At 73.5% G+C, this 18,617-nt stretch carries 15 protein-coding genes; 3 read left to right on the top strand and 12 right to left on the bottom strand.

Annotated features, from left to right (window positions below; genetic code table 11):
* On the bottom strand, positions 1–1,335 hold the full coding sequence (gabT, locus tag Q0963_RS11630; RefSeq protein WP_299445896.1) for a 4-aminobutyrate--2-oxoglutarate transaminase: 1,335 nt from the start codon (positions 1,333–1,335) through the stop codon (positions 1–3).
* Positions 1,336–1,498: 163 nt separating this feature from the next.
* Between gabT and Q0963_RS11635 the strand changes: the two genes are divergently transcribed.
* Together Q0963_RS11635 and Q0963_RS11640 are read left to right on the top strand one after the other, a co-directional pair.
* A complete protein-coding gene (locus tag Q0963_RS11635) occupies positions 1,499–1,771 on the top strand; it encodes a Rho termination factor N-terminal domain-containing protein (protein WP_299445899.1) in 273 nt (90 codons plus the stop codon).
* 201 nt (positions 1,772–1,972) lie between these two features.
* The gene (locus Q0963_RS11640) at positions 1,973–2,662 is read left to right on the top strand and encodes a response regulator transcription factor (protein ID WP_299445902.1); all 690 of its coding nucleotides are present in this window, start codon (positions 1,973–1,975) and stop codon (positions 2,660–2,662) included.
* Here Q0963_RS11640 and Q0963_RS11645 read toward each other — a convergent pair.
* The 8 genes from Q0963_RS11645 to Q0963_RS11680 form a co-directional block, all read right to left on the bottom strand.
* Positions 2,598–4,001 (bottom strand): cell wall metabolism sensor histidine kinase WalK, encoded by a 1,404-nt coding sequence (locus Q0963_RS11645; protein ID WP_299445905.1) that lies wholly within the window; start codon positions 3,999–4,001, stop codon positions 2,598–2,600. The two genes, Q0963_RS11640 and Q0963_RS11645, sit on opposite strands and share 65 nt — an antisense overlap.
* Before the next feature lie 100 nt (positions 4,002–4,101).
* Complete coding sequence (locus Q0963_RS11650) at positions 4,102–6,393, bottom strand: TIM-barrel domain-containing protein (RefSeq protein ID WP_299445908.1); 2,292 nt, start codon at positions 6,391–6,393, stop codon at positions 4,102–4,104.
* Positions 6,390–7,520, bottom strand: coding sequence for a glycoside hydrolase family 15 protein (locus Q0963_RS11655; protein WP_299445911.1), 1,131 nt, complete (start codon positions 7,518–7,520; stop codon positions 6,390–6,392). The genes Q0963_RS11650 and Q0963_RS11655 overlap by 4 nt, the downstream gene beginning before the upstream one ends.
* Before the next feature lie 81 nt (positions 7,521–7,601).
* Positions 7,602–8,864, bottom strand: a complete 1,263-nt coding sequence (locus Q0963_RS11660; protein ID WP_299445914.1) for a sugar ABC transporter substrate-binding protein — start codon at positions 8,862–8,864, stop codon at positions 7,602–7,604.
* Between the two features lie 41 nt (positions 8,865–8,905).
* Entirely contained in the window at positions 8,906–9,808 is a 903-nt protein-coding gene (locus tag Q0963_RS11665) for a carbohydrate ABC transporter permease (protein WP_299445917.1), read from the bottom strand.
* On the bottom strand, positions 9,801–10,742 hold the full coding sequence (locus Q0963_RS11670) for a carbohydrate ABC transporter permease (protein ID WP_299445920.1): 942 nt from the start codon (positions 10,740–10,742) through the stop codon (positions 9,801–9,803). The genes Q0963_RS11665 and Q0963_RS11670 overlap by 8 nt, the downstream gene beginning before the upstream one ends.
* Complete coding sequence (locus tag Q0963_RS11675) at positions 10,739–11,944, bottom strand: ROK family transcriptional regulator (RefSeq protein ID WP_299445922.1); 1,206 nt, start codon at positions 11,942–11,944, stop codon at positions 10,739–10,741. The genes Q0963_RS11670 and Q0963_RS11675 overlap by 4 nt, the downstream gene beginning before the upstream one ends.
* A gap of 263 nt (positions 11,945–12,207) precedes the next feature.
* The gene (locus Q0963_RS11680; protein ID WP_299445924.1) at positions 12,208–14,040 is read right to left on the bottom strand and encodes an NAD(P)/FAD-dependent oxidoreductase; all 1,833 of its coding nucleotides are present in this window, start codon (positions 14,038–14,040) and stop codon (positions 12,208–12,210) included.
* A gap of 189 nt (positions 14,041–14,229) precedes the next feature.
* Between Q0963_RS11680 and Q0963_RS11685 the strand changes: the two genes are divergently transcribed.
* Entirely contained in the window at positions 14,230–15,459 is a 1,230-nt protein-coding gene (locus Q0963_RS11685) for a GAF domain-containing protein (protein WP_299445927.1), read from the top strand.
* Here the strand turns inward: Q0963_RS11685 and Q0963_RS11690 are convergent.
* From Q0963_RS11690 to Q0963_RS11700, 3 genes are read right to left on the bottom strand one after another with little or no spacing between them, the layout of a single operon-like run.
* Positions 15,456–16,181, bottom strand: a complete 726-nt coding sequence (locus tag Q0963_RS11690) for a glycosyltransferase family 2 protein (RefSeq protein ID WP_299445929.1) — start codon at positions 16,179–16,181, stop codon at positions 15,456–15,458. The two genes, Q0963_RS11685 and Q0963_RS11690, sit on opposite strands and share 4 nt — an antisense overlap.
* Positions 16,178–17,566 carry a PIG-L family deacetylase gene (locus Q0963_RS11695; RefSeq protein WP_299445932.1) on the bottom strand — a complete coding sequence of 463 codons (1,389 nt, stop codon included), beginning with the start codon at positions 17,564–17,566 and terminating at the stop codon, positions 16,178–16,180. Before Q0963_RS11695 ends, Q0963_RS11690 begins: the two co-directional genes overlap by 4 nt.
* Positions 17,563–18,588, bottom strand: a complete 1,026-nt coding sequence (locus Q0963_RS11700; protein ID WP_299445935.1) for an acyl-CoA dehydrogenase family protein — start codon at positions 18,586–18,588, stop codon at positions 17,563–17,565. The genes Q0963_RS11695 and Q0963_RS11700 overlap by 4 nt, the downstream gene beginning before the upstream one ends.
* Positions 18,589–18,617 lie beyond the last annotated feature (29 nt).

Genomic DNA, 18,617 nt, shown 5'->3' on the forward strand with positions numbered 1-18,617 from the left:
TCAGGCCGTCGCGGCCGCGAAGGACTCCTCGAGCACGTCCATCGCCTCGTGGAGCAGGTCGTCGCCGATCGAGAGCGGGGGCAGGAAGCGGAACACGTTGCCGTAGGTGCCGCAGGTGAGCGTGACGACCCCGCGCTCGTGGCAGCCCCTGTTGACGGCGGCGGCGAGCGCGGCGTCCGGCTGCTTGGTGTCCGGGTCCGTGACGAGCTCCATCGCCATCATCGCGCCGCGACCCCGGACGTCCCCGACCTGCGGGTGCCGCTCGGCGAGCGCGCCGAGCCGGTCGCCGAGGATCTTGCCGATGGAGCGGGCCCGGCCGGCGAGGTCGTCCTCCTCCATCGACTCGATGCTGGCGAGCGCCGCCGCGCAGGCGACGGGGTTCCCGCCGTACGTCCCGCCGAGCCCGCCGCCGTGGACGGCGTCCATGATCTCGGCGCGCCCGGTGACCGCCGCCAGTGGCATCCCGCCGGCGATGCCCTTGGCCGTGGTCACGAGGTCGGGGACGACCCCGTCGTGGTCACAGGCGAACCAGTCGCCGGTGCGGCAGAAGCCGGACTGGACCTCGTCGGCGACGAGCAGGATGCCGTGCTCGCGGCACCAGTCGGCCAGCCCGCGCAGGAAGCCGTCGGGCGGGACGATGAAGCCGCCCTCGCCCTGGATCGGCTCGATGACGACGGCGGCCGTGTTCTCCTCGCCGACCTGGGCGTGGATCATGCTCGTGACCGTGCTGAGCGCCTCCTCGGCGCAGCGCTCCGGCCCGCCGGGCCAGCGGTACGGGTAGGCCATCGGGACGCGGTAGATCTCCGGGGCGAACGGGCCGAAGCGGTGCTTGTAGGGCATGTTCTTCGACGTCATGCCCATCGTGAGGTTCGTCCGGCCGTGGTAGCCGTGCTCGAAGACGACGACCGCCTGGCGGCCGGTGGCGTGCCGCGCGATCTTGACGGCGTTCTCGACCGCCTCGGCGCCGGAGTTGAACAGCGCCGAGCGCTTCTCGTGCTCGCCCGGGGTCAGCGCGTTGAGCCGCTCGCAGACCGCGACGTACGGCTCGTAGGGGGTGACCATGAAGCAGGTGTGGGTGAAGCGCTGCACCTGCTCGGTGACCGCCGCGACGACCCGCGCGTTGCCGTTGCCGACCGTCGTGACCGCGATGCCGGACCCGAGGTCGATGAGCTGGTTGCCGTCGGCGTCGCGCAGGATGCCGCCCGCGCCGTCGGTGACGTGGACGGGCAGGCCGACCCCGACCCCCGCCGCGACGGCCGCCGCCTTGCGCGCCAGCAGCTCCTGGGAGCGCGGCCCGGGGATCGACGTGGCGAGAATGCGTTGCTGCTCGATCATGCGGGCATCCTATCCGTGGATCGACTGGCGGTGAACCCACGGAATCCGTGGCACGGGCGAGGTAGCGCAGTCAGATTCAGATGTCTCGGCACGCGAGCGCGATCCGGGCCGCTGCACCGGGTATACCGGTAGGGCCAACACACTGTCAGGACAGGAGGACGTCATGCCCGGACGCAAGGAACCCGGCCCCTCGGTCAAGGACGACGAGGTGTACGAGGCGCTGCGCGAGGACGGCGCGAGCAAGGAGAAGGCGGCCCGCATCGCCAACGCCGCGGCGAACAGCTCACGGTCGTCGGTCGGCGCCAAGGGCGGGCACGCCCCGGCCTACGAGGACTGGACGGTCGAGGACCTGCGGGGGCGGGCCGCGGAGATCGGCATCGAGGGCCGCTCGTCGATGTCCAAGGACGAGCTCATCGATGCGCTGCGCTCGCACTGACGTGCGGGTGACGGCCCCGGCCGACCCTGCCCCGGGACACGCGAAGGCCCCCGGGAGATACGTGCAGGGGGTTCGCATCTCCCGGGGGCCATCTTCGGGCCCGGACTTGGCAGCACCAGGTCCGGACGGGAGTAATGTACACGCTCATCGCGGATCGCCGGGACCAAACCCGGAAAATGTCGTGGACCGAGGGGAGATGCCGTGAGACTCCTGCTCGTCGAGGACGAACGACCACTCGCCGCCGCGCTCGACGAGGCGCTGCGCGAGGCCGGCTGGGTGGTCGACCACACCGAGGACGGACGCGAGGGGCTGCGGCGTGGCGTCGCCGGCACCTACGACGTCATCGTGCTCGACATCATGGTCCCGGGGATGAACGGCTACGACGTCCTCAAGCACCTGCGCGAGCACAAGGTCTGGACCCCGGTGCTCATGCTCACCGCCAAGGACGGCGAGTTCGACCAGACCGACGCCTTCGAGCTGGGTGCCGACGACTACGTCACCAAGCCGTTCAGCACTCCCGTCCTCCTGGCCCGCCTCCAGGCCCTGGCCCGGCGCGGCGCCCCCGAGCGGCCGGTCGCGATGACGGCCGGGGGACTGAGCCTGGACCCCACGACCCGGCGGGTGACCCGCGAGGGCAAGGAGGTCCAGCTGACCGCCCGCGAGTACTCCCTGCTGCACCACCTCATGCGGCGCGCGGGTCAGGTGCAGAGCAAGGCCGAGATCCTCGAGAACGTGTGGGACTCCGACTACCCGGGCGCCGACAACGTCGTCGAGGTGTACATCGGCTACCTGCGCCGGAAGATCGACACCCCGTTCGAGACGAAGGTCATCGAGACCGTCCGCGGGATGGGCTACCGCCTGAACCCGGTGCCGGGCGTACCGGCATCCTGACGGCGAAGCGGCACCACCCCTCGGGCGTCTCGGTCGCCTCCACGCGGCCGTCGTGGGCCGTCATGACCTCGGCGACGATGGCGAGCCCGAGCCCGGTGCCGCCGGTCCCCCGGGTGCGCGAGTCGTCGAGCCGCACGAACCGGCCGAACACGCGCTCGCGGTCCTCGGGGGCGATCGGCGGGCCGTCGTTGTCGACGGTGATCAGCGCCTCGTCCCCGTCGTGGGTCAGCGTCACCCGTACCGAGGTGTCCATGTGCCGCTCGGCGTTCTCGAGGAGGTTGCGCACGACCCGGCCGAGCCTCGCCTGGTCCCCCTCGACCCGCACCGGCTCCACGGCGACCTGGATCGGCATGCCCCGTGCTCGCAGCGCGCCCGTCTCGGCGAGGACGACGTCGTCGAGGTCGACCTCGGTGCGGTTGAGGACCATGACGTGCTCGTCGGCCGAGGCGAGGGTGAGCAGGTCCTCGACGAGCACGGCGAGCCGGTCGACCTCGGCCGAGGCCCGGGCCGACACCGAGCGGCGCTCGTCGACCGGCCGGTCCTCGCCGAGCCGGTCGAGGAGGACGCGGATCGTCGCGAGCGGGCTGCGCAGCTCGTGCCCCGCGTCGGCCACGAAGGCCCGGCGTGAGGCGTCGGCCCGTTTCATCCGCTCGAGCAGGTGGTTCATCGTCTCGGCGAGCCGGGTCAGCTCGTCGCGTCCGGCCGGCACCGACAGCGTGCCGCGCGCCGCCCCGGTGGCCGCGATGGCCTCCACCTGGTCGCGCATGCGCTCCACGGGGCGCAGCGCCTGACCGACGGCGAACGTCGTGACCGCGGCGAGCAGCGCGACGAGCCCGACGGCGGCGATGACGGCGAACTCGGTCGACTGCCCGAGCGCGGACGCCTCGGCCCGGGTCGGGACCGCGACGAGGATCGTGTAACGGTCACCGGACGCGGTCTCGGCGTCCGCGGCCGCGACGACGTAGGCCCCCTCGGGCTGGCCCGGCACCCCGTCGAGGCTGCCGAGGCGGACCTCGCCCCGGTCGAGGACGGGACTCGCCAGCGGCCGGTCCGGAGCGCCGTTGGCGGCCGCGACCACCTCGCCGCTGAGCGGCTCGACGACCTGGATGAGCCGGTTGGCGTCGACGCCCCGGCGGGCGCCGAGCAGACCGTCCACCCCGCGCACCGGGAGGTCGGACTGCAGCTCGATGGCCTCGGAGCGGGCGAGGTCGCTCGCGGAGGACTCGAGCACCTGGCCGAGCGAGTAGAAGACGATGCCGGCCAGGGCCGCGCTGACGAGGATGACGATCGGCAGGGTGAGGGCGAGGACGCGGCTCCTCAGACCCAGCCGGATGCGCATGCGGGGAGTCTAGGCGCGCCGCCACCGGACGCCCGTCTCCCCGAACGTGTGTGAACACGCCGGGGATCCCCGGCGTGTTCACACACGTTCGGTGCGGGGGTCAGGTGCCGAGCACGGACGCGAAGACCGGCGCGAGGCTCGGCCACGCCCGGGCGCGGCACCAGACGGGCACCTCGTCGACGGGGACGCGGAGGGTGACGACCTCGCCCCCGGCACCGACCGTCCTGCCCTCGCCGGTCCAGACGTCGACCCACTCCCCCGGCGGCAGCCAGGTCGGCCAGTCCTGCGCCCCGGCCTCGGTGACCGGGTTGACGAGCAGGTCGTCGCCGAGCATCCACTGCTGCGGGTGCGCCCACACCGCCGCCTCGCCCGGGTGGTCGAAGAAGAGGGCGCGCATGAGCGGACGGTCGGTGGCCACGGTGCGGGCCGCCTCGGCGGCGAGATGGTCCACCAGTGCTTCCCGCAGCAACGCGAACCGCCGGAACACCGGGACGACCCGCTCGTCCCCGGTCGTCTCGGCCACGTACCAGGGGGTGCGGTCGCGCAGCGGCAGCTGGTGGTGGTTGAACTCCGAGTGGTACTGCATGACCGGCATGAAGGTCGACGCGGCGGCGGCCCGCAGGTAGAGCTCGGCGTCGGGCACCGGGCCGGAGAACCCGGCGAGGTCCCAGCCCCAGTAGACGATGCCGCAGGCCGACGCCGTGAGCCCGGCCGTCACGGAGTGCCGGAACGCCTCCCACGTCGAGTCCTCGTCGCCCGCCCAGAACACCCCGTGCGGCTGCGAACCGGCGAACCCGCTGCGCGAGAACGTGACCGGGGCCTTGCCGTGCTTGCGGAGCAGGTCGCCGAAGGCGCGGGCGTAGTGCACCGGGAACAGGTTGTTCCCCTCGTCGCCGCGGCGGCCGTCCGCGTAGCGCAGGTCGTGCCCCCACGCGTGCTCGCCGCCGTCGGTCTTGAACCCGTCGATGTCGAGGTCGCGCACGAGGTAGTCCCGCTTGGCCGTCCACCAGTCGCGGGTGCGCTGGACCGACAGGTCGGGCATGAGCGACTTCGGGAACCACCAGCCCCGGTTGAGGTACGGCGTGCCGTCGGCCTCGCGGACGGCGTGGTCACCCTCGACCATCGCCGCCGCCTCGGCCAGCACCTGGGCGTGCAGCCCGTCCTCGGAGGCGTCCGTCTTGAGCAGCGGGATCTGCCACAGCACCACCTTGATGCCGCGGGCGTGCAGGTCCTCGACCATCGCCCGCGGGTCCGGCCAGGCCCCATCTGCGGGGAACTCGAAGTCGGCGGCCGCGAAGGGTGACCCGTCGGAGCGGACCCGGTACCGGGCGTCGCGGAAGATCATGATGCCCTCCTCGTCGGACCACGCCTCGATGACGACGACGCCGACGGGGATGTCGAGCTCGCGGTGGGTGTCCATCCGCTGCCGGACGAGCTCCTGGGTGTTCCACTCGTTGCCGGACGCCCAGAGCCGCAGCACCCAGGACGGCAGCTCCTCGGCGCGGCCGACCTCGTCGAGGAAGGCCGACAGCACCTCGGTCGGGCTGCCGTCGTGCACGGCGATGTCGACGCCCTCCTCGGCCGTGCCGCCTAGCGCCACCTCGACGACGAGCCGGCCGGGGTCGGACCCGCCGACGTCGTACCAGGTGCGGCGGGTCGTGCGGACGTGGAAGCCCCACGACGAGCCGTCGGCCCCCACGACGTGGGCGAACGGCATCGGCAGGTAGGTCCGGCCGTGCCGCCCCTGGGACTTGTACTGCTCGAAGACGACGGCGTCGAGGCGACGGCCGGCCTGGTCGAGGGCGTCGTACCGCTCGCCGAACCCGACGACGTGGTCGCCCTCGGCGAGGGTGAGGGCGACCCGCACCCGGTGGATGCCGTCGTCGGTGACGAGCCACTCCAGCGACCCGTCGACGACCCGGCCCCCGCCCCCGGAGAAGATGGCCGAGAACCCGGCCGGGGGCTCCGCCACCCAGCGGGCGGGGTGGACGTGGAACCACTCGGTGCTCTCCTCGCGCCCGGTCGCGGTGGACGCGGTGAAGCGGTACGCGGCCCCGGCCTCGACCGGCGGGCTCGTCACGGCCCACCCGCCGTCGCCTCCCAGCGAGGCGGCCTGGGCCGCAGCCAGGTGCCCCTCGCCCCCGGCGAGCGCGGCGGCGTCGGCGTCGGTCGCGGTGCTCGGCGCGAGCTCCAGCACGACCGGCTCCCCCCGCTCGCCGTCCGCACCGAGCGGCGCCCAGGCGCACGTCACCGCGGTCACGGCGGGTCCGGCCTCGACGCCGAGGACCACCGGCTCGCCGACCATGGGTAGGACCGGCACCCGCTGGTCGAGGGAGGTCGCATAGGGGTGCTCGATCCCGGCGGGCCGGTGGCGCAGCAGCGGGGCGGTCACGCCTGGACCCCCTCGAGCAGGCCGAGCTCGTCGGCCAGGACGAGGTACATGCCGTGGGACCACAGCAGCGGGGTCGCCACCTCGCCCCACCGCTCGACCCACTCGGCGCGGGTGTGCGGGTGCAGGAGGTGGTGGCCGACCTGCTCGGGCATCTCGCCCGAGTCCGCGGCCTGGGCGGCGACCCAGTCCAGCAGGCGCCGCGCCCCCTCGGTGTCGCCCTGGGCGGCGAGGTTCCAGCCGAGGAGGCACGACAGGAGCAGCCACTGCCCGCCGCCGTAGAACACGTCGGCGAGGAAGCGGTGGACCCCACCGTCGGCGTCGAGGTCGCGGGCGACGGCGGCGACGGTGCCCCGCGCCAGCGGGGACCCGACCTCGACGAGCCCGAACGGCACGACGCACGCGGGCAGCGACCCGTCGACGGCCGTGGAGCCGAGCCACTTCGTCAGATGCCCGTCGGCGACGCCCTCGGCGAGCGCCAGGGCGCGGGCCCGGGCGGCGACGTCGCGGCAGGTCGACGCCCGTGCGGCGTCGGGCACCCCCGCCCCCGCGACCGCCTCGAGGCCGCCGACGATGGCACCGAGCGTCGAGACGTGCCGCTGCTCGTCGTGCTCCTCCCACCAGTCGAAGCACGGCCTGTCCCAGAATGCGCCGACGAAGTCCACGGCGACCTCGATGCCCCGGCGCCAGCGGCCCGGGTCGAGGCCGTGCCGACGGGCGTGCGTGACGACCGACCACAGCCAGGTGCCGTAGCCGTCGGTCTGGAAGTCCCACCACTCGTCGGTGCCGTCGCCGCCGTCGAGGGTGAACCTCGTCGGCAGGAGCAGGTCCCGGGGGACCTCCCGGCCGGCCGCCCGGAGCGCGACCAGCTCGTCGACCTGGTCGCGGCGGGCGCTGAGCGTGGCGTCGACCCAGTCGTGGAAGGCGTTGACGGAGGCCAGGTCGCCGTAGCGCGACATGCCCTCGGCGGTGAAGCCGCCGTCCCGGAGCCAGGCGTACCCGCGGTACGCGGAGAAGGTCGGGGAGGCCGGGTAGGCGCCGGAGGCGTGCTGGTGCTCGCGGATCACGGCGTGGCTGCGGCGGGCCAGCGCCACGAGGTCGTGGGTGCGGTGGCTGGGGAGTGTCGTCATCGGGGTCCCGTGGTCGGGCCGCCGGGCCCGGGGCGTGCTGCCCCGGGCCCGGCGACATCGGCGGTCTGCGGTGTCAGGCGGTCACTTCAGGAGCGCGTCGACGGCCTTCGCCGCGTTCGAGACGGCCTCGTCGACGGTGATCCGGCCGGCCGCGGCCGCGCTCAGCTCCTTGCCGACGGCGTCCTGCATCTCCTGCTGGCGCTCGATGACCGGGGGCAGGACGGTCGCGTCGAGCGAGGCGAACACGGCCTGCCGGTTGGCAGGTGCGCCGGCGTCGAGGTAGCTCGCCAGCTTGGCCTCGTCGGCGACGGGCGGCAGCTCCCAGCTCGTCTCGAGGCGCTTGTCGACCATCTCGTCGGAGGAGGTGAGGAAGGCGATCCACCGCTCTGCCGCCTCCTGGTTCTTGCTCGCGGCGTTGACGACGACACCGTTGGTGAACATCGCCGAGGCCTTCTCGGCGTCACCGGGCTCGACGACGATGTCCCACTCGAACGGCGCGTCGGCCATGCCCGAGAACATCCAGATCCCGGTGTGCCACATGGCGAGCTTGCCGTCCTTGAACAGCGTGGAGTCGAAGTCGGGCGTGCCCGCGCCGTCGGCCTCGGTCGGCATCGTCGTCCCCGACTTGCCGACGAGCCACTCGGCGGCGGCGCGGCCGGCGTCGGAGTCGAACGCCGCCTGCGTCTTGTCCGCGTTGAGGAACTCGCCGCCCGCCTGGGCCACGGCCTTGTAGTACTCGAAGAACGAGATGGGCTGGTAGTCACCCCAGACGCCGGCCTTCTCGTCGGTCAGCTTCTCGGCGGCGGCCTGCTCGTCGGCCCAGGTCCAGTCGGCCGTCGGCTCGTCGACACCGGCCTTGGCGAAGAGGTCCTTGTTGTAGAACAGGACGACGTTCGAGAAGGACTCGGGCAGGCCGTACTGGGTGCCGTCGGCCGAGAACGCCTCGAGCAGGGAGGGCTTGTACGAGGCGGTCTCGACGTTCTTCAGCGGCGCGAGGGAGCCGTTGGAGGAGTAGGTCACGAAGTTCTCGTAGTTGAGCTCGAACGCGTCGCCGGCCGTGCCACCGGCCACGGCGGTCTGGAGCTTGGTGAAGTAGTCGTCGTACGGCGTGGTCTCGATCTGCACCGTGACGTCCGGGTTCGCGGACTCGAAGGCCGCCTTGATGGCGTCGAGGTCCTCCTCGTGGCCGCCGTTGGCCGAGAAGTTCATGTAGCGCACCGTCACCGGCCCGCCCGACTCTGCGGGCTCCTCGGTCCGGGTCGCCGACCCCTGGGCGCAGGCGCTGAGGGCGAGAGTGATGGCGAGGATGGCAGGCGCGGCGCTGCGCCTGGCGGTGTTCCGCATGGTGGTTCCTTTCGGTGGTGGTGCGCTGGTCGGTGCTGGGGTCACTTGATGCCGGTGTGGGCGACGCCGGCGATGATGTGGCGCTGGGCCAGGAGGTAGACGACGGCGATCGGGACGATCGAGAACACCGAACCGGCCATCACGACGTCCCACGCGGTGGTGAACTGGCCCTGCAGCGTCGCCAGGCCGAGCGGGAGCGTCATGAACTCGGGCGAGCGGATGATGACGAGCGGCCACAGGAAGCTGTTCCAGCTCGCCATGAACGCGAAGACCGCGACGGTGGCCAGTGCGGGACGGATCAGCGGCACGACGATCTGGAGGAAGATCCGCAGATGGCTCGCGCCGTCGATCGTCGCGGCCTCGTCCAGCTCGCGGGGCACCGACTCGATGGCCTGCTTGAGGAGGAAGACCCCGAACGCGGAGGCGATGCTCGGGGCGAGCAGGCCGGCGTAGGTGTCCTGCAGGCCGAGGGTCTTCATCTCGATGAACAACGGCACGACGAGCACCTGCAGCGGCACCATCAGGGTGGCGAGGTACAGGCCGAAGACGACGTTCTTGCCCCGGAACTCGAGCCGCGCGAAGCCGTAGGCGGCCATCGCTCCGGTGACGAGCTGCAGACCGGTGGAGGCGACGGCGACCCAGAACGAGTTGAGGGCGATGCGCCACATCGGGAGGGTGTCGAGCAGGACGCGGTACGCCTCGAGGGTGGGGTTCCGGACGAACAGCGTGGGGCCGCCGGCGAGGCTGCCGCCCGGGGTGATCGAGGTGATGACGGTCCACAGGAACGGGAAGAGCATGACCACCGCGCCAACGACGACGAAGGCGTAGGTCAGCAGCCGGGTGGGCCGTGGCCGGCGGCGGCGCGGCCGGGGCGGGGGTGCGGTCGTCGGCCCGCTCGGGGTGGCGGTCGGCACGTCGGTGGCGGGTGCGAGGACGTCAGGCATGGTGCACCCACCGACGCTGACCCCGGATCTGCACCGCGGTGATGGCGAGGATGACGGCGAAGAGGAGCCAGGAGAGCGCGCTGGCCTCCCCTGCCCGCCCGTAGCGGAAGGTGAGGTCGTAGATCTGCCCGACGACGACCTGGCTGGACCCGGACGGGCCGCCGCCGGTCATGACGTACACCTGGTCGAACACCTGGAAGCCGTTGATGAGGCTGATGACGACGACGAAGAACGTCGACGGGGAGAGTAGGGGCAGCGTGACCCGCCAGAACCGCTGCCACGCGTTGGCGCCGTCTGCCCACGCGGCCTCGAGGACGTCGGCCGGGATGGCCTGGAGCCCGGCGAGCATGATGACCATGACGAACCCGAGGTCCTTCCAGGCCGAGCTGAGGATGACCGCGGGCAGGGCCCAGGTGGGGTCGGTCCACCACCCCGGCTGCGGCAGCCCCACGGCCCCGAGAACCGTGTTGACCAGGCCGTTCGTCGGGTTGAGCAGCCACTTCCACACGAGGGCGACGACGACCCAGCTCGTGACGACAGGGAGGAAGAACGCCGCTCGGAACAGGCTGCGCCCGCGCAGCCGCTGGTTGAGGACGAGGGCGAGCCCGAGACCGCCGGCATAGACCAGGGGCAGGTAGCCGACGCAGTAGATCAGCGTGTTCGTGAAGACGGTGCGGGTGGTCGGGTCCGTCAGCAGGCTCCGGTAGTTCTCGAGCCCGGCCCACCGCATCGGCGAGATGAGGTTCCACGAGTGCATCGACACCCACACCGACCCGAGCATCGGGACGATGGTGAACATGAGCAGCGGCACCGCGCTCGGGGCGAGGAAGAGGAGCACCCACCCGCGGTTGTGCCACCGCGAGCCGCGGGCGCCACCGGCGCGCGCGGGGCGCGGCGGGGCCGGGTCGGTGCGCGGGGCCGTCGTGACGCTCATGGGGCACCCGAGATCTGGAGCCGGGCCCGGACCAGCTCGCCCTCGCGGCCGGTCGAGACGGCGTCGAAGGGTGAGGCGAGGACGAGCGAGGCGGCCCCGACGGCCCACTGGTCCTCGCTCCAGGGTTCGACGATCCAGCGGATCCCCCGGCGGGCGGGCATCAGGTGCCGGCGGAACGCCTCGTCGAAGGACGATTCCCAGAAGGGCCACTCGTCGATGCCCTCGCCGAGGAGGACGACGACCTCGGGGTCCAGCAGGTGCACGGCCCCCGCGAGGGCCCGGCCGAGCAGCGCCCCGGCGTCGGCGTACACGCCGAGCGCCCCGGGGTCGCCGGCGTGAGCCGCGGTAACGAGGGTGCGCAGCGATCCGCGGGGGCCCACGACGCCGGCCGCGCGGGCCGCGTCGAGCAGCCCGGACTCGCCGACGAAGCCCTCGAGGCAGCCCCGGTTGCCGCAGCCGCAGAGCGGCCCGTCGCCGGCGACGGGCGTGTGGCCGAACTCGCCCGCCCCGCCGTGCGCGCCTCGGCTCACGACCCCGTGCTGGACGATGCCGAGCCCGACCCCGCGGCCGATCGTCACGACGATGAAGTCCTCGTGCTCCCGGCCGCGACCGTAGAGGGTCTCGGCGGCGGCCAGCGTGTTGACGTCGTTGTCGAGGAGGACGGGCACCTGGAGCGTCTGCCGGAGCCGCGGACCCACGGGCAGCCGCTGCCACCCGAGCGTCGGGGCGTCGACGATGCCGGAGGCCTGCGCGTCGACGGCCCCGGGGAGTCCGACCCCGACGCCCAGCAGCGGGCCCTCGTGGGCCCGGACGGCCTCGAGCAGGATCTCGTCGAGGTCGTCGAGCGCCCGGGCCCCGGTCGCGTCGAGGTCGACCGACGACGACGCGTGGACGGTCCCGTCGAGCCCGACCGAGACGATGCGCACGTGGTCGGCCGTGACCTTCGCGCCGATGGCCCCTCCGGCGGAGTCGACGAGCCCGAGGAGCCGCGCCGGGCGTCCCCCCTGGCTCGGGACGGACTCGAGCTCGGTGACGAGCCGGCGGGCCATGAGGTCCTTGGTCACCTGGGTCACCGTGGCCGGGCTCACCCCGAGGACGCGGGCGATGTCGGCGCGCGAGGAGGGCCCACGGGTGCCGAGCAGCCCGAGCACGGCGGCACGCACGAGATCACCGCGGGTGGTGGCCTGGCCGGGCTGGGACATCGGCGTCCGTTCTTTGTTCGGTACTAAATTTAGAAGCAAAGTAACGGCATCGCGCCTGCGCGTCAAGCACTTCCCCGCAACCCGTCAATCACGGTCCGGTCACAGCGAACGTGTGTGAACACGCCGGAGATCCCCGGCGTGTTCACACACGTTCGGGAGTGGGCGGGCATGGGAACGCTCCGCACTGCCGGCACGAGAGTCGGCAGTGCGGAGCGTGGCCACGAGGACCCGGGCGCCCGCGGGGGTCCGGGCGGTCCGGCGGGTCAGCCGGTGTGGTGGACCTCCTGGAGCCCGTAAACGGGCGTGTCGAGCCCGGCGTACCGCGCCGTCAGCTGGAGCGCGAGGAACTGCGAGTAGTGCCGCGACTGGTGCAGGTTGCCGCCGTGCATCCACAGGTTCGTCACCTGGGTGGGCTTCCACATGTTCCGCTCCTCGCCCTCCCACGGCCCCGGGTCCTTCGTCGTGTCGGAGCCGAGGCCCCAGCACTTCCCGAGCCGGTCGGCCGTCTCCTGGTCGATGAGGTCGGCGACCCACCCGTTCATCGAGTTGTACCCCGTCGCGAAGACGACGACGTCGGCCGGCAGCTCGGAGCCGTCGTCGAGGACCACCGAGTCCTCCGTGAGTCGGACCACCTGGCCGTGGGTGAGTTTGACATCGCCGTTCGCGACGAGGTCGGCCGCACCGACGTCGATGTAGTAGCCGGAGCCCCGCCGGAGGTACTTCATGAAGAGCCCCGAGCCGTCGTCGCCCCAGTCGAGCCAGAACCCGGCCTTCTCGAGACGGTCGTAGAAGTCCTTGTCGACCTGGGCCATCTTCTCGTAGGCGGGGATCTGGAACTCGTGCAGGATCCGGTACGGCAACGAGGCGAAGATGAGGTCGGCCTTCTCGGTCGTGACTCCCGCGGCGAGCGCGCGCTCCGAGTAGAGGTCGCCCAGCCCGTACTCCATGAGGCTGTCGCTCTTGACGATGTGCGTCGAGCTGCGCTGCACCATCGTCACGTCGGCGTCGTTCTCCCACAGCGCACCACAGATGTCGAAGGCGCTGTTGTTGCTGCCGATGACAACGGCCTTCTTGCCCCGGTACGCGTCGGGTCCGGGGTGCCGCGAGGAGTGGTGGACGTCCCCGCGGAAGATGTCCATGCCCTCGATCTCGGGCATCCTCGGCTTGCCCGACATCCCGGTCGCGAAGACGAGCTGGGTGGGGCGCAGCGTCAGCGGCTGGCCCTCGCGCTCGACCTCGACGGTCCACTCCCCGGCCTCCTCGGACCACGATGCGGACTTCGCCTCGGTGCTGGACCAGTACGGGATCTCCATGACCTTGACGTACGACTCGAGCCAGTCGCCGATCTTGTCCTTCGGGGCGAAGACCGGCCAGTTCTCGGGGAACTTCAGGTAGGGCAGGTGGTCGTACCAGACCGGGTCGTGGAGGCACAGGGACTTGTAGCGGCCGCGCCACTGGTCGCCGGGACGCGGGTGCTTGTCGATGACGAGGCTGGGCACCCCGAGCTGGCGCAGCCGTGCCCCGAGCGCGATGCCGCCCTGCCCGCCACCGATGACCAGGACGTAGGGCTGGGTGGTCGAGCCGAGCGACTCCGCCTCGGCCTGCCGCTGCTCCTTCCACGTGGACCGGTGCTTGTCCGCACCGTGCTCGGCCCCGCGGGGTCGTCGGTCGCGCTTCGGCTCCTCGTGGCCCTTGAGCTCGTCCAGGCTGGTCATCAGCGTCCAGGCCTTTTCCTCGCCGCCCTCCTCCCGCAGGCGGACGAGGCCGGTCCCCCGCCCGACGGCGGTCTCGAACGTGAACCAGGCGGTGACGACACCCCCGTCCTCGGTGGCCGGCTCGCTCGCCGCGAACGACGACGGCGCCGTCCGCGCGAGCGTCTCGGTGAGCAGGTCACGCACGCCGTCGGGGTTCTCGACGGTCGTGATGTTCCAGGTGAACGAGACGAGGTCCCGCCAGAAGCTCTGCGCGGCGAACATCCCGGCGACCCGGTCCACGTCGCCTGCGGTCAGGGCGTCCTCGAAGTCCGAGAGCCAGCCGTCCGCCCGGGTCGGGGCCGAGCCCTCCTCGGTCGCGGGTCGCTCCAGGGTGTCGGTCATCGCTGTTCCTTCCGGCCTGCCGGTCCTCGTCGACCGGCCCTGCGGGTCAGGACACCTCACGGAGGCCCGGCAGGGAAGGGTTGCAGCACGTTGCACACCCCAGCCGGGGCCCGACGGGACCCGAGTCCGCCGGGATACCCTGACGGGGTCACCCGGCGGCTCGCGGCCCCCGGGTGGGAGGAGTCGACGATGACGCCGTACGCCGGTAGCGCTGTGGTCCCGGGCACCGACCTCGGGCAGCACGCGCGTGCCCTGCGCCGCGTGCACGACGCCGTCATGGGCGGCACCCCGCCTCCGGCCACGCCGCGCCCGCTGGTCTCCCGGTCGTGGTCACGCGTCCTCGGCTTCGGCCTCGACCCCAGCCACGCCAACGCCCGCGACCCGCTGCCGTGGGCCGAGATCGAGCGCCGCCGGCACCGGTCGCCGCTGCGGCTGGTCATCGACGAGGTCCGCTCGGTCCTCACCTCGGTCGCCGACGCCTCCCGGTTCATCGTCGTCGTCACCGACGCCGAGGGCGTCATCCTGTGGCGTGAGGGCTCGGCGGCCGTCCTGCGCCGAGCCGACCCTCTCGGCTTCACCGAGGGCGCGGTCTGGACCGAGGACCGGGTCGGGACCAACGCCATCGGCACGGCGCTCGCGGAGCAGGCCCCCGTCCAGCTCTTCTCGGCCGAGCACTTCGAGGAGGGCCAGCACCCCTGGTACTGCACGGCCTCCCCCATCCACGACCCACGGACCGGGGCGCTGCTCGGCGTCGTCGACGTCTCGGGCCCGGCGCTGACCTTGCACCCGGCCCTCATCGCCCTCGTCGACACGGCCACCAAGCTCGCCGAGGCCCGGCTGTGGCGGCACCACGAGCAGTCGCTCCAGCGGCTCCGTCGCTCGGCCGAGCACGTGCTCGCGACGACGTCCGGGCCGATGATCCTCGTCGACGACGACGGCTGGGTCGCCCACTACAGCGGGGTGCTGGTCCGGGACCGTATCGCCGCACCGGACCAGGACCGTCCCCTCACCGTGCCAGGGCTCGGGCTGTGCCTGCCCGAGCGCGTCGGCGAGGGCTGGCTCGTGCGGCCCGACCAGCGGGCCCGTGGTTTGACGGCCCGTCTGTCGACGGTGTCCGGCGAGGCCGTCCTCGACGTGACCGGCACCGGGGCCACCGACGGCGGTTGGCGGGTGTCGCTCACGCCGAGGCACGCCGCCATCGTCCGGCTCCTCGCGGCGGCGGGGCCCGCGGGGCTGACCGCCGCGCGGCTGAGCCGCGAGCTGTTCGGCGACGAGGAGCACCAGGTGACGGTCCGGGCCGAGGTGAGCCGCCTCCGGCGGGTCGTCGGGGCGCTGGTCGCTGCTGCCCCGTACCGCATCGCCGACGGGGTCCGCCTCACGTGTGCCGACCCGGACCCGCGCGCGGCCGGGGACTCCTAGGCGGTCTCGAGGGACGCCACGTCGCCGGTGGTCGTGAGCCCCGCGAGGAACGTCGCGAAGCCCCCCTCGACCCTGCTCTCGGTGCGGCCGGACGTGCGGACGCGGCACCTGTCGGTCGCCACCCACGGGTGGCCGGCGGCGCGCAGACGGGTGACGAGGCCGACGTCCTCATGCACGGCGAGGGGCGCGAACCCGCCCACCGCGAGGTACGCGTCGGCCCGGACCCCGAGGTTGGCCCCGTGCACGTGCCCGTGCCCCTCCCGGAGCTCGTGCCGCTCCAGCCACGCGCCGAGGACCCGGGGGTCCGCCACGTCGACCGGGCTCACGGTGCCGACGACGAGGTCGACCCCCTCGTCCGCGAGAGCGACCTGCTCGAGGAGCCAGTGCGGCGGGACCTCGCAGTCGGCGTCGGTGTTGGCGACCCAGATCTGCTCCCGGGCGCTCCCGGCGGCGGGCGCACCGAGACCGGCAGCCACCGCCGCCCGGCGAGCCGGCCCGACCGCCCCGGCGTCCTCGTACACCACCGTGACCGGTCGGCGCGTCGCGACCGCGGCGGACCCGTCGACGCACCCGTCGAGGGCCACGACCACCTCGGCGGTCGTGCCGGGCCGGTGCCGTTGCAGGCGCGCGACCGCCGTGAGGACGCTGTCCAGGCAGGTGCCGAGGAGCCGCTCCTCGTTGCGCGCGGGAACCGCCACGACGACATGCCGGATGCGCGTCACCGACGCCCCTCCCCCGCGGCGACGGAGCGGGGGCCGCCCCACACGTCGATGAGGACGTCGCCGTCGGCGTACCGGACCCGGTGGGGCAGGTCGGCGAGCATCGTCGCGGCCTGGGCATGCACGGCGGGCCCGTCGAGCGGGACCTGCTCGGTCGGGTGCCGCCAGTGGACGAGGACGACCTCGCCGCCGTCGTCGAGCCGGGCCCGGACCCGGCGCAGCGTCTCGATCAGCTCGGTCGGGGTGAGGAAGTAGCCGACCTCCGAGAGGACCACGAGGTCGGCCGAGGCCGCCGGGACCGCGCTCGGGACCTGCCCGAGCACCCAGAGCACGTGGTCCGGCGCGTCGCGGCGCGCCTCGGCCAGGGCGGCGGCGCTGACGTCCACCGCGGTGACCCGCCCCGCGCGTTCCGCGAGTGTGCGGGTGAGCACGCCTGTGGCGCAGCCGATCTCGACAACGTGGCAGTACTGCTCCCGGGCCAGGACCGCCGTCGTCAGGGTTCGCTTGCGCCGCTCGTAGAAGGAGCCGTGGAAGCCCCACGGGTCCGACCCGCTGGCGAACATCGCGTCGAACGGTTCGGCGACCCCGTCGGCAGCCCGCGGCGGCCGCACGGTGAGGACCCCGTCGTCGGCCAGGAGCACCTCGACGAGACGGTGCGCCCGGGTGAGGACGGGCTCGGTGAGGACAGGGGCGTCCCCGACGGTCGGGCCCAGGGGGAGCGTCTGGGACGGGTACTCCTCGAGCGCCGCCCGCTTCCGCTCCAGGTCCTCCAGCGCGGGCTCGACGACATGGGCCTGGGGCCACGGCAGGTCGTCGGGGGTGCCCCAGTGCCACAGCCACAGCGGGTAGTGGGCGGTGCGCGCCCTGGTGCGTGCGGCCGCGGTCACCGCGGCCCGCCCGAGCGCGTCGTGGTCGGGATGACCGTCGGCGCGACACGGCGCGACCACCAGGGTCCCGGGGCGGCACCTGGCGGCCAGGGCATCGGCCAGGGCGCTCTCCGCCCCCTCCAGGCCGCCGTCGGGGAAGTCGAGGTGCTCGACCTCTGCGCCTGGGGCGAGGCGGGCCACGGCGGCTTCGGCCTCCGCGGCCCGGACCTCGGCGAGCAGCGCCGGCGCCCAGGCCGTGGCCTGCGGGTGCGAGGCCTCGCCCCGGGTGGCCACGACGACCCGCAGCGAAGCACCGAGCCGCGCGGCGGCGGCGACGAACCCGCCGACGGCCAGGCTCTCGTCGTCGGGGTGCGCGGCAGCCACGAGGATCTCGTCGTAGCGGGCCACCGTCGCGGCGACGTCGACGAGCGGGGCCTCGGACCAGCGCGGGTCACGCAGCCACACCGTCTCGGGGGTGCCCGGCTCGGTGTGGGTGAAGTGGCGCTGCGAGGTGGCGGTCACGGCGCCGGCTCCGGCCCGAGCACGAGCCGTCCGAGGGCGGCGAGGTCGCGCTCCGCATGGTGCTGGCGCAGGTACACCGTGAGGTCGGCCACGCGTCGGGCGTGGTCCTCGTCGTGGGTGAGCGGTGCAGGCCCCAGTGCGTGTCCCACGAGGCGCATGACCTCCTCGGCGGCGTCGGCGACGACGGCACGTACCCGCGCGGCCAGCACTGCGCCGTCGGGGCCGTCGGCGCGGCCTGCCGCGATGGCCTCGGCCGCGTCCCGCAGCGCGAGCCCGCCCCCGTGGAGGAGGCGGTCGACGTGCCCGAGGTGCATGAGCGCCACCTGGTCCGGGGCGCGACGACGCGCTGCCTCGGTGAGCCGGGCTGCGAGGGCGGTGGCTCCGCCGAACCACACCGCGGCCACCCCGATCCCGCCCCAGGCGAAGCCGGGCCGGTCGAGGTACCAGCCCGGCTCGCCGACGGGCACCGCGGGGACGTCCTCGAGGGTGAGGGTGCCCGTCGTGACCGCGGTGAGCCCCCGGGCCACCCACGCCGAACCCGCATGCGTGACCCCGGGGTGGCGGAGCGGGATCGCGTGCAGCCCGCCGCGCCCGGACTCGTCGGGTTCGGTCGTCACGAGGGCGTGGGTCACGTCGGCGGCGAGGGAGCACCACGCCTTCGTCCCCGTCAGCCGCGTCGCTGCTCCCACCCGCCGGGCCCGGAGGCCGGCGCCCGGGGCCGCGGCGGCGTAGACGCCGAACGTGCTGCCCGGGCCGGCCCCGATCGGACCGAGGTCCGGGTCGCCCGCCTGCGCGAGGATGGCCACCGCGTCGAGGTGTGGCTCGACCGCACGGGCCGTCGTGAGGTCTGCGGCCCCGAGCGTCGCCAACGTCGCCAGGTAGGTCCTCGGGTCCTCGCGCAGCGAGCGGGCCACCGGGGCCAGCCGGGTGGCCAGGCCCAGCGCCTCCGGGACGTCGCGGGGCATCGTCGAGGGGAGCAGGTGCGGGCGGATCCACTCCGCGTCCCGGTCGGGGTCGGTCACCGCCCCTTCATACCCGACGCGAGCCCCGT

Source organism: uncultured Phycicoccus sp., assembly GCF_947495705.1.
Classification (GTDB): domain Bacteria; phylum Actinomycetota; class Actinomycetes; order Actinomycetales; family Dermatophilaceae; genus Phycicoccus.